This is a genomic window from Pseudoalteromonas sp. ESRF-bin5, from assembly GCF_002632075.1.
GTDB classification, from domain to species: domain Bacteria; phylum Pseudomonadota; class Gammaproteobacteria; order Enterobacterales; family Alteromonadaceae; genus Pseudoalteromonas; species Pseudoalteromonas marina.
This window is the reverse complement of the sequence record NZ_NTLW01000281.1, coordinates 1-15,323: the sequence shown is the minus strand read 5'-3', so window position 1 is coordinate 15,323 and position 15,323 is coordinate 1. Positions and strand designations below refer to the sequence as shown.

Here is a 15,323-nt window from a genome sequence, read left to right as displayed (position 1 = left end):
TAGATGCATCGGTTGATGCATCACCACCGCTTAAGGCTTCTTTACGAAGTGAATCTAAATTGCCTAAATCAAAAAAGTTTTGTTTGTCTAGATGATTAGTTTCCATCAGCTTTTTGACACAATAATGAATAATACAAATTAAAATGCAAAAATTAAGCCAGATTGAAAATGTGAATGAGGGAGTGAAAGGGAAGCTTTAGCAAAGGCTTTGCTAAAGCTTAATAAATATTAAATAACAACAAGTTGACCGTTTATTGCTCCGGCTTCTTTAAGGGCCTCTAAAATAGCCATTAAATCGCCAGGCGCTGCGCCTACCTCGTTTATAGCACGAACTAAATCGTCTAAACTAACACCCGGGTTAAACACAAATGCACGCGAATCGTCTTCATTTACATCTATAATTGATTGCTGCGTTACAACGGTTTCGCCCTCAGCTAATGCATTAGGTTGAGCCACATTTTGTTGCTCTGAAATGGTTACAGTTAACCCGCCATGTGTTATTGCTGCAGGCTGTAACTTAACATTTTTACCAATCACAATGGTGCCTGTACGCGAGTTAACAATAATTTTTGCAGACATATCTGCAGGTTTAAATTCAAGGTTTTCAAGCGTTGATAAATAAGACACGCGTTGAGAAGCATCTCGAGGGGCAATCACACGAACAGACACAGAATCAATTGCTTTTGCACTGTTAGGGCCGACTAAATCGTTAATTGTTTTTTCAAGGCGCTTTGCCGTTGTAAAATCAGGGCGGTTTAAGTTAAACGTAATAAAATCGCCTTGCATAAACGGACTTTTAACTTCACGCTCTACTGTTGCGCCATTTGGAATACGGCCAACTGTTGGGGTATTAATAACAACCCGACTGCCGTCAGCGCCTTGGGCACCTAAGCCCCCCACTATTAAGCTACCTTGAGCTACGGCATATACATTGCCATCAGCCCCTTTTAAAAACGTTTGTAATAACGTACCACCGCGCAAGCTACCCGCACTACCAATAGATGAAACGGTTATATCAATTGTTTGTCCTGGCTTTCTAAATGCGGGTAATTCAGCATGTACAGCAACAGCAGCAACGTTTTTAATTTTAGGGCTTAAATTTGCAGGTAGCGAAATACCAAAATTGCTTAACATGCCTTTAAAACTTTGCTGAGTGAAGCGGCTCTGCTCACCCGTGCCGGGTAAACCCACTACTAAGCCATAACCTACCAACTGGTTCGATCTAACCCCTTCAACCATAGAAATATCTTTAATACGCTCAGCATGTGCCGAAAATTGGCAACCTATTAGCGTGATTAAACAAAATAACTTTAATACATTCATAATGAATGCCCTCTAAAAAGGAAAAATCGAGCTGCTGAAAAAGCGTGTTAACCAACCTGCACTTTGCGCTTCTTGTGTTTGCCCTTTGCCAGAGTACTGAATACGCGCATTGGCTATTCGGTTTGACTCAACCGTATTATCAGAACTCACATCTTGCGGGCGTACTAAACCTTCCAAACGAATAAATTCTTCGCCAGTGTTTAATGTTAACCACTTTTCGCCACGAATAACTAAGTTACCATTAGGTAAAACACGCATAACATTAACCGAAATATTGCCAAATAAGCTGTTTGATTGATTTGATTTAGAATCCCCCGTAAAAGAGGCGTCACTACCAATACCAAACTGAATACTGTCGCCACCTATATTCACAGGGAGGCCACCAAGCCCTATGACAGGGTCTAGGCTTGCATCAGATTGCTTATCGGTTTCGGTTTTAGCTGCTTTAGTAGCTTGAGTAGACTCTTGTAAATTTACAGTAATAATGTCGCCAGTACGCAGTGCTTTTCTGTCTGCGTATAAGTCGTTTGACACATTAGTATTAAATAACGAACCCGTTGCAACTACGGGTTCCATACTTGGTTCAGGATACATTGGCGCATAATAGGGGTCATCTTGAACAACATCACTATTTTGTGTTGAAACACAGCCACTTAAAAATAATGTACCTACCGCAAATAACATATAATGACGCATAATTCCCCCTACACCTTATAATTGCTGATTGATGTAACTCATCATTTCGTCAACAGCCGAGATGACTTTAGAGTTCATTTCGTAAATACGCTGCGTCTCAATTAGGTTAACCAGCTCTTCAGTTACATTTACGTTTGATGTTTCAAGTGAGCCCTGAATAATTGTGCCTAAGCCTTCTACACCCGGATTACCTTGCACAGGCGCGCCACTTACTGCCGTTTCGGTATAAAGATTTTGCCCTACAGGCTCAAGGCCTGATGGATTAATAAAATCGCTAATTGTAAGCTGGCCAATCACAACATTATCGGCTTGACCTGAAATACGAACTGATACCTCACCATCTTGTGAAATAGTGATTGATTGCGCATCATCGGGAACATTCATTTCTGGTTGCACTACATAACCAGATCCAGACGTGACAATTCGACCATCGCCATCGGTAGTAAACTGCCCATTACGCGAATAAGCAATATTGCCATCGGGTTGTAATACTTCAAAAAAGCCAGGCCCTGAGATCATCCAATCCAATGAATTCTCAGTGGTTAGCATATTACCCTGAGAAAAATTCTTTTGGTTAGCCACTACTTTTGCACCGGCACCTAGCATTAAACCAGAGGGCATTTCAGTGTCTTGCGACGAGCGCCCACCTGGCTGGTTAATATTTTGATAAAGTAAATCTTCAAAAATAGCGCGGCTTTTTTTATAACCTACCGTACTAGCATTCGCTAAATTGTTTGATATAACCGAAATATCGGTTTGCTGAGCGTCTAGCCCCGTTTTACTGATCCACAATGCTGGATTCATAATCGTGTCCTCATTTAAAGTTAAACTATGCGCATCAGCTGATCTTGTGATCTATCCAGATCTTCAGCTGTTTTCATCAGTTTTACTTGTAACTCAAATTGACGTTGATGGCTGATCATATCGACCATTTCGTGAACTGGGTTCACATTAGACATTTCTAAGGTTCCGCTTAATACTTTGACATTGGCAGAGGTATCAACAACCTCTCCTGCTTTAGGCCTAAATAAACCATCATTTCCTTTTTCTAGTTGAAAACTATTAGCTTCAACCACCTTTAAGCGGTCAACTTCTTCTAAAAACGTAGCAGGCGCCCCCTGCGGGCGAACTTGAATTGCACCGTCTTCACTAAATTCAATTTTTTCAATCGGTACTGGTAAAATGACAGGCCCGCCTTCGCCAATTACTTGACGACCATGGCTGGTCATTAACATACCTTCAGCGGTAATATTTAATGTACCCACCTTGGTGTAAGCTTCATTGCCTGAGGCATCTTGGACGCTTAACCATGCGTTATCACTCATTGCAATGTCGAGGTCTCTACCTGTTTCAACTATGCCACCAGAGGTCATATTAGAACCTGGGCGCTCTTGCATAGAAAACACACGTGATGGCAACCCTTCACCAAAAGCCTGCATAGAGCGAGCTTGTGCAAAGTCTGACTTAAATCCAGTAGTATTCGCATTCGCCAAATTATTGGCTTTAAGGGCCAGCCCCTGTAGGCTTTGTTTAGCGCCTGAGGCCGCAATGTAGACCATTTTATCCATAACATCGACTCATTAAGAAATCTATATATGGGTAAATGCAATATAAGTGCCAAATTAAATTAAAGCATGAATAAGATTTTAAGAGAGGAATAAAAAAGGCTGCACGTAGCAGCCTAAATAAATCAAAATATGATTATCTGATCTGAAGGATGTTCTGTTGAATAGTTGAGTTAACCTCAAGCGCACGAGAGTTTGCTTGGAAGTTACGCTGCGCACTAATCAAATCAACCAGCTCATTGGTTAAGTTTACGTTAGACTGCTCAAGAGCTGACGAATTAATGTTGCCTAGTGTGCCTGAACCTGGCTCACCCGCAATTGGTTCCCCCGAGGTCAAACTTTTTTTCCATGAAGTGTCACCTACTTGCTGTAGACCTTGCGAGTTTGAAAAGCGTACCATGGCAACTTGTCCCAAAAATGTTGAATCGCCGTTACTATAAGACGCCACTACTTTGCCGTCGGTGCCAATATCAATACCCGCTAAACGTCCTACTGTCGCACCATCTTGTTCAAGTGCTTTTACTTCAAAGCGACTTGCATATTGTGTTGGTACTTTATTGGCGGTTCCAGCCTGATCTCGCCAATTTATATCTATGTTAGCAGGAAAACTAGCTCCATTTGTTAACATATCAGATAACCCTGGTGTCCCTCCTCCACCGGCTACAATAGATAACGGATTAAATGTGTTACCTACATTAGGTGTTGTTGTGCCATTTACAGTTGTGGTCGAGGGTAAACCGCTCGAATCAAATTTAAACGTACTAATAGGCTCAAACGGAAGAGCTGCTGTTCCATCCTGTTCAACGCCATCACTACCAAAAGATTTGCCATCAAGCGTAGCATGTACATCCCATTGGTTTTCATCACCAGGGACTGATGGATCGTTCTTCACAAAGAAAAACTGAAGCACGTGAGGTTCACCCAAAGAATCATAAACAGTTGTTGATGTTGATGAATTGTATGTTGCGCTTTCAGTAGGATTAAAAGGAAGCGTTGGCGCATCTGCACGGGAGTCTAAATTAAATGAACTGTACACACTAGAGGTAGCACGTGGAGACCCGGACGAGTCTGGTATTTGTAGTGCTGAAGAGGTACTTAAGCTTACGGATGTTGTATCACCAGTTGCTTCGTCAACGGGGAACCCTTGTAAAAAATTACCCTTTGCATCAACAACAAAATTGTCTTTGTTTAATTTAAATGCCCCGGAGCGTGTGTAAGTAAAATCTTGAGCGCCTAAATCTTGACTCATGGCAAAATAACCCTCACCCGTAATCGCTAAATCAAGTGAGTTATTAGTAAACTGCAACGAGCCTTGGTGAAACTGCTGGGCAACCATAGTGGTTTGTACACCATCACCATTTTTCGTTTTACCGGCGCTAAATACTGATGATGCGTATACATCAGCAAATTCAGCGCGAGACTCTTTAAAGCCCGTGGTATTTACGTTGGCAATATTATTGGCGGTAACGTCTAAATCTTTTTGTGCGGCAGCTATGCCTGTTAATGCAATATTGAAGCTCATAATTGACCTCTAACCTATTAAATACAGCCTGCAAACAGGCGAAATATTATCAAACTCTATTACGCGATCTCTGCGACATCAGTCAGCCTAACCGCACCTTCTTTAGTGTTAATAATGATGCCGTTAGCACCGTTTATATTTACACTTTCAATATTCTTGAACGTAGCAATGGGTAAGCTTGAAAACTCACCATTTGTACTGCCTTCAGCTACAATATTGTATTCACCCTCAGGCAACCGCTCACCCGCTTCGTTTTTACCATCCCAAGCAAAGCGTATTGCACCAGCAGACTGTGAACCTAAGTCAATACTGCGAACTAATTGACCTGACTCATCAGTAATACGAAGCGTTAAGCTATCTACTGGGCTTTCTGCAACGACTGAACCTTTTGCTTCACCCGTTGCATTTAAATCTAAGGAATCCGACTCAAGTAATGCTTGCTTACCAACCAATGTTGATGCTTGCAAAGCAGAGTTAGATGTCATCGAAGCTGCTAGCGACTCAAAATTACTATTAAGATTTGAGATACCTTCAGCCATCGTGAAATTGGTCATTTGTGCAATCATTTGATCGTTATCAGCAGGTTTACTCGGATCCTGAAACGATAATTGCTGAGTTAACAACGAGAAGAAATCTTCTTGAGTTAACGCATCGCTTTGCTCTTCGGTTGTCGTTGGTGTTGTATCCTGCCAACGCAAAGAATCTAAATAGGATGAAGATGTACTAATATCGTTACTCATAACCTACCCTCGGTTAACGCTGACCTAGCAGCAGAGTTTTACTTAACATTTGCTTAGCTGCATCAGCAACTTGCACGTTTGTTTCATAAGAGCGAGAGGCAGAAATCATGTTCGCCATCTCCTCTACAACATTAACGTTGGGTTTGTAGATATAACCATTTTCATCCGCACTCGGGTGATTAGGGTTGTATTCAATCTGCAGTGGTGCACTGCTTTCAACAATGCCCAGCACTTTAACACCAACAGAAGAGCCCTGATTATTACTTACCGACTCAGAAGCTTTGGTAAGCTCTGCAGCAAATACAGGTTGTCGCGCTCGGTACGTTTTGTCTTGAGAAGAGCTAATTGTATTAGCATTCGAAATATTACTCGCAGTGGTATTTAAACGAACATTCTGTGCGCTCATACCAGAACCAGCAATATCAAAAACGTTATATAAACTCATAATTATTATCCTTGACTACCGAGGGCTTTATTCAGGCCTTTAAATTTGCCGCTTAAAAATTGTAAGCTGGCCTGATACTCCATAGCATTCTGTGTATACAAGTTCCGTTCCACCTGTACATCCACTGAGTTACCATCACCTGTATCTGTTTGATTTGGCGTACGAAATAATTCATCACCACCCACACTACGGGTACCACCACCAATATGTTTTTCATTAGTAGTTACCATTGTATTGCCGCTTTGCTGGTGTGATTTTGCCGCTTTTAATGCTGAGGCAAAGTTAATATCTTTTGCTTTGTAGCCCGGCGTATCAGCATTAGCAATATTACTTGCTAGCACTTCTGCTCGTTGTGAACGGATCAACATAGTATGCTGATGCACACCTAAAGCTTTATCAAAACTGATAGCCATAACCATCTCCAAAAAATTGACTTAACTTGAATAAAGCAATAAATAAGCCATTTATAATTGAGTGATTATATTTTTTGTAATCGAATGATTTAAAATGAAAAACGACACATGATGTGTCGTTTTGAAGGAAAGAAAAAAGGTTTATTTCTTTTGGTAAATAATGCCAGGGTTGCATCTAACCATATCAAATTCGTCACTCAACCCGGCCATTGACTCCGAAGCCCCTAAAAATAAATAACCTTTAGGATTAAGCGCTTGTGCAAATTGTTTAATAATTTTTGCTTTTACCTCTGGAGAGAAGTAAATAAGTACATTGCGGCAAAAAATAATATCGAATTTACCCATTAATGCATACGAATCTAGTAAATTTAAATGCCTAAAGCTCACTTGTCTTTTCAAAGTGTCGTTAACTTTTGCCATACCATTGCCGCTGTCTGTAAAAAACTTTTTTCGACGTTCTGCAGACAACCCGCGCGCCAAAGCTAACGCGTCATACTCGCCATTTTTACACATGTCTAGCATAGTGTTAGAAATATCAGTACCAATGATCTGAGCACCCATTTTTAAAACGTTAGGCTGCTTAGATTGAAACTCAGCTACCGACATAGCAATAGAATAAGGCTCTTGACCAGACGAACTAGCTGCAGACCAAATTTTTACAGGCCGCCTCAAATCTTTAAACTCAGGAAACAATCTGTTCTGAAGTAGCTCAAAGGGGTATTGGTCTCTGAACCACAAGGTCTCGTTTGTAGTCATCGCATCAACAACAGCCGCGCGCAATTGCCTCTCATGCGGCCCGAGTGTTTTGCTAACAAGTTCAGATAACGACCCTACATCAAAACGAGCCATAAGGGGCGCAAGTCTACTTTTAACCAGGTATTGCTTGTTTTCACCAAGAACAATACCGCATTGCTGTTCTAAAAACGAACGGAACTGATCGTATTCATTTTGCTGCAAGTCTTTATTATTCAAATTAGTAGCACCTGTTTTGATTATTCACAATGAACCCACTTTTTAACCGCCGTGGCTAATTCATCAGGGTTAAATTTGGCAATAAAATCGTCAGCCCCAACCTTTTCAATCATTGCTTGGTTAAATACACCACTCAGTGATGTATGCAAAATAACATGCAAAGGGGCAAGTTTAGGGTCTGCTTTTATTTCTGCAGTTAGTGTATAGCCATCCATTTCAGGCATTTCAACATCAGATATAAGCAAAGCAACACGTTCTGTAATATCTGTTTGACAATCAAGCTTGGCAATTTCTTTTAATCTTACGAGTGCTTCTTTGCCATTTTTAGCCAACTCAGTTTGTACACCCAGCGGCTCAAGTGCTCGTTTTACCTGATTTCGCGCAACCGCACTGTCATCAGCTATAAATACAATTCGTTCACCTAAATCTTTTTGAATGTCACCACTTTCAGCAACTTCAGAACTTACTTCTGTGTTAACAGGGCAAATTTCATTTAATATTTTTTCAACATCTAAAATTTCTACTAGCTCGTTTTCTATTTCAGTAACGGCGGTTAAATATGAATAACGTCCGGCACCAGAAGGTGGTGGCATTATTTTTTCCCAGTTCATATTAACTATACGTTCAACACCACCGACCAAAAAACCTTGCACTGAGCGATTATATTCAGCAATTATGATAAAGCTGTCTTTGATGTTATCGATTGGACGTCCACCTACCGCCATAGATAAATCTATGACAGAAATAGTTTGTCCACGAATATGAGCTACACCACGAATATAAGAATTCGATTTTGGCATACTAGTAAGCGGAGGACATTGAAGGACTTCTCTTACCTTAAATACATTGATCCCAAAACGCTGGCGCCCTCTGAGTTTAAATAATAGTAATTCTAGGCGGTTCTGGCCAACCAACTGAGTACGCTGGTTTACTGAGTCTAAAATGCCTGCCATTAAAATCTCCTTTAGAAAACAAATAATACGGAACGATAATTGCTTCCTACATATACAAAGCTACACAACATCGTGGGAGCGTCTTAATTTTGACGCAAAATATTTATACCCTGTTTGAAACCATAAGCATAGTCGAAACATTATGAGTTTGTTAAAAAAAATCAAAAGATACAGTGTTTTTTATTTTGTTACTAGCCTAGGAATGGCATTCCCTGTATCTGCACAAGTATTTACTAAAGCCTCACTACAAGAAATGGCTGTAAAATACATTGCTGAGCAAATTGGCGAACACGATAGTGAGCAAATACACCTCAGTGCATTGCCATTAGACAGCCGTATACCTGATCGTGCTTGTTCAACGACACCTGATATTATTTCATCAAGTGAACCACCGTTTAACAGACAAATTACAATACAAATAAAATGCGACGATGCACAAAGCTGGGCACAATACGTACATATAAAGGTGCTAAAAATGGCGCCAGTTGTTGTAACAACTGATAATATTGCGCGGGGTGAAGTAATAACCAGCGCTCACCTAACCATTGAGATGAAACCGACACACTTTGTAAGAGTGCAATATCAAGACGACCCTAAAGCACTTATTGGCAGTCGAAGTAAACGCAACATTCGCGAAGGGATGCCAATATTGCTCAATCAAATATGTATGGTATGCAAAGGTGATGCTATTAATATTTATGCAAGCACAAAAGGCTTAAAGATAAAAACAACCGGTGTTGCGCTTGAAGATGGCACTCTGGGCGAACAAATACTTGTAGAGAACAAAAAAACAGGTAAAGTTTTAAATGCGCGTGTAGATGGTGTAGAGTCTGTACAGGTAAATATTTAATTAAAAATAATATTAAAGTTTACTAAAGATATGCCGATATACTGGTATTAGTTGGGTAAATTATGGATCTTTATTATGGTTAATCAAGTCAATTCAGGTAATCAACAACCAAGCGCTTTAGCTAATGCTAAACAACAAAAGGTTGATTTGCAAAGAGATAATGCAAATACACAAGCGACTCAATCGGCTACACCTAAAGCTGCTAGCGATTCTGTAAGCTTAACACCACAAGCACAGCAATTAAAAACATTGCAAGAAAAAGCACAGCAATCTTCTGGTTTTGACAGTAATAAAGTTGCTGAACTAAAAAAAGCAATCACTGAAGGTAAGTACCAAATAGACAGTGAAAAGCTTGCCAAAAATTTAGCTGACTTCGAGTTTGATGTCTATGGCTGATCATAATAGCTTAATTATTGTTAAGCTAAACGAGCAAGATAAGTGTTTAGATTCTCTCGCTGTTTTATTAAACGACGAGCTAACAGCTATTGCCTCAAGAAGAGGTGAAGGTTTAAAAGAAATTACCCAACAAAAAATGACTTTTTTAACCAAATTAAATAGCCTAGACCAAGAGCTGAACAAGTTACTTGATAAGAATGACGAGCAGTCTGAAGAGCTTCCCGAGCTTATAGCCCAAGTTCGCAGTAAGTTAGAGAAATGCCAAAAACAAAACGAAGTAAACGCGCATGCAGCACATCAGGCGCAGCTTAGTGTAAAACAACTAAAAAACATTTTAATTGGTGCCCCATCGTCCACCACATATAATCAGTCTGGCGGTGAAGTTAACACCAACGGTCAGCTTGTCAGAAATTTAAAAGCATAAATTCAAAACGCTTCAGCCAAATTACCTACTTTTTATAATATTTAAACCTGCTAGTTACCGGTATCTCAAACTTGAAAACCCAAAAATTGAGGCAAGCTGCGTCAACTTTTTTGACTGAGGTTTTTGTACTCAGGTGAGACTGTTTAGTTGACGCATTGTAATATTTAAACTGCTGTATACTTAAAACTCTAACTTGCCTAAATACTAAACGTACAGCTGTAAAATTTATTGCGAACGTCAATTTATCAGTAATACGTTACTTTTTTTACTTCACGTGGTTTTATTTCGCCAATATATAAATCATGCACGCGCTTCATATTGAGTTCCAGCTCAGTGACGTATGTGTCGTCTACTGCATACGTTTTTATAATTTGTGCACCTTTAATAACGCCCTGCACTTTGCTTTCTAGATAATCATCCTTAGCGACTGCGTTTTCAACGCTCATACCCGCGGTTACCTTTTGCCCATATACTTGCTCTGTAAGCTCTCTGTATGCTTCAAGTTTAGAGGCTTTAATAGCCATAAGCTGCTTTTGTGATGCGCTTGCCCCTTTTTGTAAACTAATAGGTGCATAACCTACCGCTTTTAATACCGGGTAATTATTAGGCTCAACATATTTGTACTCAACATGCTTATCAAACACGCTGCTGCACCCACTCAAGGTTAAACACCCAAGTGTAATAACTAATGAAATTGCTCGCATAATTTTGTGCCCTAGTGAATTAATTACGGTGGTATATGCATGTTTAATGCCATTTATAACGTTATTTTTATTGATTAATAACATTGGTACAGTCCTTGCTGCCTCAAGGTAAAGCTAACGTTTATTTGGAGCAAAAAGTATGAAATCGTTTTTATTAAAGGCATTTGCAGGATTAAGCGCAACTGCGTTATTTACGTTTTCGACTTTTTCAAATGCGCAGTGGTATGAATCTACAGGGCACGCACTTATTCAAAACGACGACATAAGCGCGGCCAAATCTGCAGCTATAAAAGATGCCATAACTCAAGCGTTGGTTTTTTCTGGGGCGCGTGTCAGCTCAGTACAAACCTTGGTAGACGGCGTATTAATGCAAGATCAGTTAAAAATTAGTAGCCACGGCAAAATTCAAAAAATTGAACTTGTAAGTGAAAATAAATACGACGATAAATTTGCGATTACCCTGCGTTTAGATATATTTGCGCAAACAGAGCAATGCCCGCAAAGCAGCTTTAACAAGTTTGTTGCCGTAACACAAAGTCAGCTAGCTCATCGAGAGCAAGCTAGAATGGGTCAAATATTTGACGTAAACAAAGCAATCAGTAAACGAATATTCACCACCTTACAAAAATCAAAAATGAGCGCCCTACCCGTTGCTTATTACAATATACCTTTAAATGTAGATAGTTACTTTTCGCAGCAGTACGACTACTCAAAAGTTCAGCTAGAAGAAATATCATCTCGCACCAACGCTCAGTACGTATTACTGAGCCAAATTACAGACCTATCAACAAGCGATAAACTCAATAGCGATTATGCTTTTTGGCAAGACGATAGCTACCAACGCAACTACAAAATAGAGTTTAGCCTTTTTAATGGCACAACCTATGAGCAGCTTTGGAGCAATAGTTATCAGGGCCAAGGCACTTGGCCATTCGAAAAAACCGCCATCATTGATGTAAACAGTGATAGATTTTGGCAATCACCCTACGGTCAAAGTATACAAGATATAAATCAAACCCTAAGTTATGACTTACAAGCTGTATTAGCCTGCTTTCCAACGCAAGGTAAAATAATGCATATGGAAAACAGCAAAATAGTAATTAATTTAGGTAAAGCACATGGCCTAAAAAAAGGGCAAATGCTGAGCATTGCACACCATAACTACCTAACTGATGCAGCAGGTAATGTAATGCCTCACACCACTACAACACTCAACAAAATACGTGTAGAGCAGTTATATCAACAAACTGCGGTTGCAGTAAGCATTGACGACCAGCCCCTACCCGGCGTACAAATCAACGATGTAGTTGAAGTAATAAGCCAAGATCTTTAAAGCGCTTTAGCAAGCTGTGTTTTTAAATTAGGGTGAGCCGACAACCAATCACCCAACTGCTCAACCCCTGCCAAATGCGGATAATGCTTTCTGCATGCAAACACGACATTACGCTGCTGATTAGGAAATATAGGCATATAATCAATACCCGTGCGCTGTGTGCAAGCTAACTTTGGCACAAAAGTAACGCCATCATCCATTGCCACCAGCGCAAGTAACGTTTCTAAACTATTGCCTTTATATTGATTAGACACATCAACCCCTGCTGAAAAACAAAACTTTTGGGCTTGATCTTTAAAGCAATGGCCATCACTTAACATTAATAGGCTGCAACCCTGAAGATCGCTAAGCGCGACTTTTTTATGCTTAGCCAGCGCGTTATCTTTTGAAACAGCGACTAAAAAGTCTTCTTTATAAAGTGGAATAGTGTGGTAATGATTAAGCTCAGCTACATCGGCCAAAATTGCAAAATCAAGCTCACCATTGTTAAGCGCATCTAATATGGTGGCTGTTTGCATTTCAATAAACGCAAATTGGCTATCTACAAATGCTTCTTTCATTGAAGTTAACAAAGTTGGCAATAAATACGGCGCAATAGTTGGAATAATACCAATTGTTATCTTACCTTGTAATGGTTCATTAGAGGTAGAAGCCAGCTCTTTGAGTATTTGAGTTTGCTCTAAAATAACCTCTATTTGCGCTAATAAACGTACACCTTTAGCAGTTAGGGTTACTTGTTTGGTTGAGCGGTCAAATAAAGTAACACCTAATGTTTGTTCAAGCTTTTTAACCTGCCCACTCAGTGTAGGTTGACTAACAAAGCACGCATCGGCTGCTTTACGAAAATGTTTATGTTGTGCTATGGCTTTAACGTATTCAAAGTCTTTTAAGTTCATGTTCAGCTCCACCCTGATAGCTTTTGACTATCAGTTTAATACAAACAAACGATTAGAACTATATTTAATTTTTCGCCATAATGGCTTTAACAAATCAAGAGGAACTAAACCATGTTAAAGAATATTGAAGGTCAAACAATCCCAAACGTTACATTTGCAACACGTCAAAACGACGAATGGAAATCGGTAACAACAGACGAGATTTTTAAAGGCAGAACCGTTGCTGTGTTTTCACTACCGGGTGCATTCACCCCAACATGTTCATCTACTCACCTTCCTCGCTATAACGAGCTAGCTGGTGTGTTTAAGCAAAATGGCGTAGATGAAATTGTATGTTTGTCAGTTAACGATACATTTGTTATGAATGCATGGGCTGAACACCAAGAAGCGCAAAACATTACTTTACTACCAGACGGCAACGGCGAATTTACAGACGGCATGGGCATGTTAGTAGACAAAAACGATTTAGGCTTTGGTAAGCGCAGCTGGAGATACTCTATGCTGGTAAAAGACGGCGTAATTGAAAAAATGTTCATCGAACCAGACCTACCAGGCGACCCGTTTGAAGTGTCTGATGCAGACACCATGCTTGATTACATCAACCCTAAACAAGCTAAGCCTGAGCCAGTGAGCGTTTTCACTAAGCCCGGTTGTCCATTCTGTAAAAAAGCAAAAGAGCTTCTTACAGAAAAAGGCTTTGCCTATGAAGAAATTGTTATGGGTGCAGGTGCATCATTAACAAGCCTAAAAGCAATCTCTGGCCGCGACACCGTTCCACAAGTATTTATTGGTGGGAAACACATTGGTGGCTCAGACGACCTAGAAAAATACTTTGCTTAATAAGTAATATTAAATAGGGGCCAAGTGCCCCTATTTATTAAAGGAAAATACAATGAAACAATTGCAAACCGACGTAGTAGTTATAGGCGCAGGTACCGCAGGACTCAGTGCATACCGAAACGCTAAACAGTTTACCCCTAACGTACTTATGATCGAATCAGGTCCTTATGGTACAACCTGCGCACGCGTAGGGTGTATGCCAAGCAAATTATTAATAGCTGCTGCAGAAGCTGCGCACGCTATAGAAATGGCACCTGCATTTGGTGTGCATAGCTCAAAGCCGGTAATAGACGGCAAAGCAGTTATGGCACGCGTTAAAAGTGAACGCGATCGTTTTGCTGGTTTTGTAGTAGAAGCCGTTGATGAACTACCAGACGAAGACAAAATTAAAGGTTACGCTAAATTTTTAGATGCAAACCGCGTACAAATAGATGACCACACCATTATTACAGCCAAGCGGTTTGTTATTGCTACAGGCTCTCGCCCTTCTTACCCTGGCGTATTTAATAATTTTGGTGACAAATTAATCATTAACGACGACGTATTTGAGTGGGACGACCTACCAGAATCTGTTGCCGTATTTGGCCCGGGCGTAATTGGCCTTGAAATAGGTCAAGCACTTAGCCGTTTAGGTGTTAATGTAAAATTATTTGGTGTAGGTGGTGCAATTGGTCCACTCACCGACCCCGTAGTAAAAGACTATGCAAATACAGTTTTTGCAAAAGAGTTTTTTGTTGATACCGACTCAAACGTATCAGACATGATGCAAATAGGCGACAAAGCGCAGCTTACTTACACCGACAAACAAGGTGAAAAACACACCGAACAGTTTGACTATGTACTAGCCGCAACAGGCCGAGTTCCTAATGTAGACAAGCTAGGCCTCGAAAACACAGGTATAGAACTTGACGAACGCGGCGTACCGCATGCCGATCCGCACACAATGCAATGTGGCGAATCAAACATATTTATAGCCGGCGATGCAAGCAACATGATCCCGCTACTTCATGAAGCGTCTGATCAGGGAGCCATCGCAGGGCAAAATGCAGGGCGTTTTCCAGATGTACGTATTGGCCTGCGCAGAGCTAAAATTGCCGCTGTATTCAGCGACCCACAAATTGCCATGGTAGGCGAAAGCTTTACCCAAATAACAGACCGTTTAGGCTCATGTGGCTGTTTTGAAGTGGGCGAAGTCAGCTTTGAAAACCAAGGCAGAAGCCGCGTAATGCTTAAAAATAAGGGCCATATGCG

At 40.4% G+C, this 15,323-nt stretch carries 18 protein-coding genes and 1 pseudogene; 6 read left to right on the top strand and 13 right to left on the bottom strand.

Annotated elements, in window-relative coordinates:
• From BCG07_RS17340 to BCG07_RS17290, 11 genes and pseudogenes are all read right to left on the bottom strand, one after another.
• Positions 1-106: pseudogene (locus BCG07_RS17340) on the bottom strand (flagellar assembly peptidoglycan hydrolase FlgJ); the annotation flags it as partial.
• Positions 107-228: 122 nt separating this feature from the next.
• The gene (locus BCG07_RS17335) at positions 229-1,323 is read right to left on the bottom strand and encodes a flagellar basal body P-ring protein FlgI (RefSeq protein ID WP_010555886.1); all 1,095 of its coding nucleotides are present in this window, start codon (positions 1,321-1,323) and stop codon (positions 229-231) included.
• Between the two features lie 12 nt (positions 1,324-1,335).
• A complete protein-coding gene (gene flgH, locus BCG07_RS17330; RefSeq protein ID WP_006792704.1) occupies positions 1,336-2,019 on the bottom strand; it encodes a flagellar basal body L-ring protein FlgH in 684 nt (227 codons plus the stop codon).
• A 15-nt stretch (positions 2,020-2,034) separates the two neighbouring features.
• Entirely contained in the window at positions 2,035-2,823 is a 789-nt protein-coding gene (flgG, locus tag BCG07_RS17325) for a flagellar basal-body rod protein FlgG (RefSeq protein WP_006792703.1), read from the bottom strand.
• 20 nt (positions 2,824-2,843) lie between these two features.
• Positions 2,844-3,587, bottom strand: a complete 744-nt coding sequence (locus BCG07_RS17320) for a flagellar basal body rod protein FlgF (protein WP_006792702.1) — start codon at positions 3,585-3,587, stop codon at positions 2,844-2,846.
• A 133-nt stretch (positions 3,588-3,720) separates the two neighbouring features.
• Complete coding sequence (flgE, locus tag BCG07_RS17315) at positions 3,721-5,106, bottom strand: flagellar hook protein FlgE (RefSeq protein WP_286891275.1); 1,386 nt, start codon at positions 5,104-5,106, stop codon at positions 3,721-3,723.
• Positions 5,107-5,165: 59 nt separating this feature from the next.
• Positions 5,166-5,846: a flagellar hook assembly protein FlgD gene (locus BCG07_RS17310; RefSeq protein ID WP_006792700.1), complete on the bottom strand. Its 681-nt coding sequence runs from the start codon at positions 5,844-5,846 to the stop codon at positions 5,166-5,168.
• Positions 5,847-5,859: 13 nt separating this feature from the next.
• Positions 5,860-6,291 (bottom strand): flagellar basal body rod protein FlgC, encoded by a 432-nt coding sequence (gene flgC / locus BCG07_RS17305; protein ID WP_006792699.1) that lies wholly within the window; start codon positions 6,289-6,291, stop codon positions 5,860-5,862.
• A 5-nt stretch (positions 6,292-6,296) separates the two neighbouring features.
• Positions 6,297-6,704, bottom strand: coding sequence for a flagellar basal body rod protein FlgB (gene flgB, locus BCG07_RS17300; protein ID WP_006792698.1), 408 nt, complete (start codon positions 6,702-6,704; stop codon positions 6,297-6,299).
• Between the two features lie 141 nt (positions 6,705-6,845).
• Positions 6,846-7,676, bottom strand: a complete 831-nt coding sequence (locus BCG07_RS17295) for a CheR family methyltransferase (RefSeq protein WP_006792697.1) — start codon at positions 7,674-7,676, stop codon at positions 6,846-6,848.
• Between the two features lie 20 nt (positions 7,677-7,696).
• The gene (locus BCG07_RS17290; protein WP_006792696.1) at positions 7,697-8,629 is read right to left on the bottom strand and encodes a chemotaxis protein CheV; all 933 of its coding nucleotides are present in this window, start codon (positions 8,627-8,629) and stop codon (positions 7,697-7,699) included.
• Between the two features lie 142 nt (positions 8,630-8,771).
• Between BCG07_RS17290 and flgA the strand changes: the two genes are divergently transcribed.
• The 3 genes from flgA (at position 8,772) to flgN (ending at position 10,299) form a co-directional block, all read left to right on the top strand.
• Complete coding sequence (gene flgA, locus BCG07_RS17285; protein WP_286891271.1) at positions 8,772-9,479, top strand: flagellar basal body P-ring formation chaperone FlgA; 708 nt, start codon at positions 8,772-8,774, stop codon at positions 9,477-9,479.
• Between the two features lie 75 nt (positions 9,480-9,554).
• Complete coding sequence (gene flgM, locus BCG07_RS17280; RefSeq protein WP_286891269.1) at positions 9,555-9,875, top strand: flagellar biosynthesis anti-sigma factor FlgM; 321 nt, start codon at positions 9,555-9,557, stop codon at positions 9,873-9,875.
• Positions 9,868-10,299, top strand: coding sequence for a flagellar protein FlgN (gene flgN / locus BCG07_RS17275; protein WP_039036799.1), 432 nt, complete (start codon positions 9,868-9,870; stop codon positions 10,297-10,299). The genes flgM and flgN overlap by 8 nt, the downstream gene beginning before the upstream one ends.
• Positions 10,300-10,544: 245 nt before the next feature.
• On the opposite strand, the gene BCG07_RS17270 is transcribed toward flgN, so the two are convergent.
• Complete coding sequence (locus BCG07_RS17270) at positions 10,545-11,003, bottom strand: LPP20 family lipoprotein (protein ID WP_033019180.1); 459 nt, start codon at positions 11,001-11,003, stop codon at positions 10,545-10,547.
• Between the two features lie 139 nt (positions 11,004-11,142).
• Between BCG07_RS17270 and BCG07_RS17265 the strand changes: the two genes are divergently transcribed.
• Entirely contained in the window at positions 11,143-12,336 is a 1,194-nt protein-coding gene (locus tag BCG07_RS17265; RefSeq protein ID WP_286891266.1) for a flagellar assembly protein FlgT, read from the top strand.
• Here BCG07_RS17265 and BCG07_RS17260 read toward each other — a convergent pair.
• Positions 12,333-13,232 carry a LysR substrate-binding domain-containing protein gene (locus BCG07_RS17260; protein WP_286891265.1) on the bottom strand — a complete coding sequence of 300 codons (900 nt, stop codon included), beginning with the start codon at positions 13,230-13,232 and terminating at the stop codon, positions 12,333-12,335. The genes BCG07_RS17265 and BCG07_RS17260 overlap by 4 nt on opposite strands.
• Positions 13,233-13,343: 111 nt before the next feature.
• Here BCG07_RS17260 and BCG07_RS17255 point away from each other — a divergent pair, with 111 nt between their 5' ends.
• On the top strand, positions 13,344-14,072 hold the full coding sequence (locus BCG07_RS17255) for a glutathione peroxidase (protein ID WP_010555882.1): 729 nt from the start codon (positions 13,344-13,346) through the stop codon (positions 14,070-14,072).
• A gap of 52 nt (positions 14,073-14,124) precedes the next feature.
• Positions 14,125-15,323, top strand: a 1,199-nt coding sequence (locus BCG07_RS17250; RefSeq protein ID WP_286891263.1) for a dihydrolipoyl dehydrogenase, incomplete at its 3' end; no start/stop codon positions are given.

Excerpts from the sequence above, each read along its gene's own strand:
- BCG07_RS17335 (WP_010555886.1), bottom strand. The coding sequence starts at position 1,323 with ATGAATGTATTAAAGTTATTTTGTTTAATCACGCTAATAGGTTGCCAA.
- flgH (WP_006792704.1), bottom strand. The coding sequence starts at position 2,019 with ATGCGTCATTATATGTTATTTGCGGTAGGTACATTATTTTTAAGTGGC.
- flgG (WP_006792703.1), bottom strand. The coding sequence starts at position 2,823 with ATGAATCCAGCATTGTGGATCAGTAAAACGGGGCTAGACGCTCAGCAA.
- BCG07_RS17320 (WP_006792702.1), bottom strand. The coding sequence starts at position 3,587 with ATGGATAAAATGGTCTACATTGCGGCCTCAGGCGCTAAACAAAGCCTA.
- flgE (WP_286891275.1), bottom strand. The coding sequence starts at position 5,106 with ATGAGCTTCAATATTGCATTAACAGGCATAGCTGCCGCACAAAAAGAT.
- BCG07_RS17310 (WP_006792700.1), bottom strand. The coding sequence starts at position 5,846 with ATGAGTAACGATATTAGTACATCTTCATCCTATTTAGATTCTTTGCGT.
- flgC (WP_006792699.1), bottom strand. The coding sequence starts at position 6,291 with ATGAGTTTATATAACGTTTTTGATATTGCTGGTTCTGGTATGAGCGCA.
- flgB (WP_006792698.1), bottom strand. The coding sequence starts at position 6,704 with ATGGCTATCAGTTTTGATAAAGCTTTAGGTGTGCATCAGCATACTATG.
- BCG07_RS17290 (WP_006792696.1), bottom strand. The coding sequence starts at position 8,629 with ATGGCAGGCATTTTAGACTCAGTAAACCAGCGTACTCAGTTGGTTGGC.
- flgA (WP_286891271.1), top strand. The coding sequence starts at position 8,772 with ATGAGTTTGTTAAAAAAAATCAAAAGATACAGTGTTTTTTATTTTGTT.
- flgM (WP_286891269.1), top strand. The coding sequence starts at position 9,555 with ATGGTTAATCAAGTCAATTCAGGTAATCAACAACCAAGCGCTTTAGCT.
- flgN (WP_039036799.1), top strand. The coding sequence starts at position 9,868 with ATGGCTGATCATAATAGCTTAATTATTGTTAAGCTAAACGAGCAAGAT.
- BCG07_RS17270 (WP_033019180.1), bottom strand. The coding sequence starts at position 11,003 with ATGCGAGCAATTTCATTAGTTATTACACTTGGGTGTTTAACCTTGAGT.
- BCG07_RS17265 (WP_286891266.1), top strand. The coding sequence starts at position 11,143 with ATGAAATCGTTTTTATTAAAGGCATTTGCAGGATTAAGCGCAACTGCG.
- BCG07_RS17260 (WP_286891265.1), bottom strand. The coding sequence starts at position 13,232 with ATGAACTTAAAAGACTTTGAATACGTTAAAGCCATAGCACAACATAAA.
- BCG07_RS17255 (WP_010555882.1), top strand. The coding sequence starts at position 13,344 with ATGTTAAAGAATATTGAAGGTCAAACAATCCCAAACGTTACATTTGCA.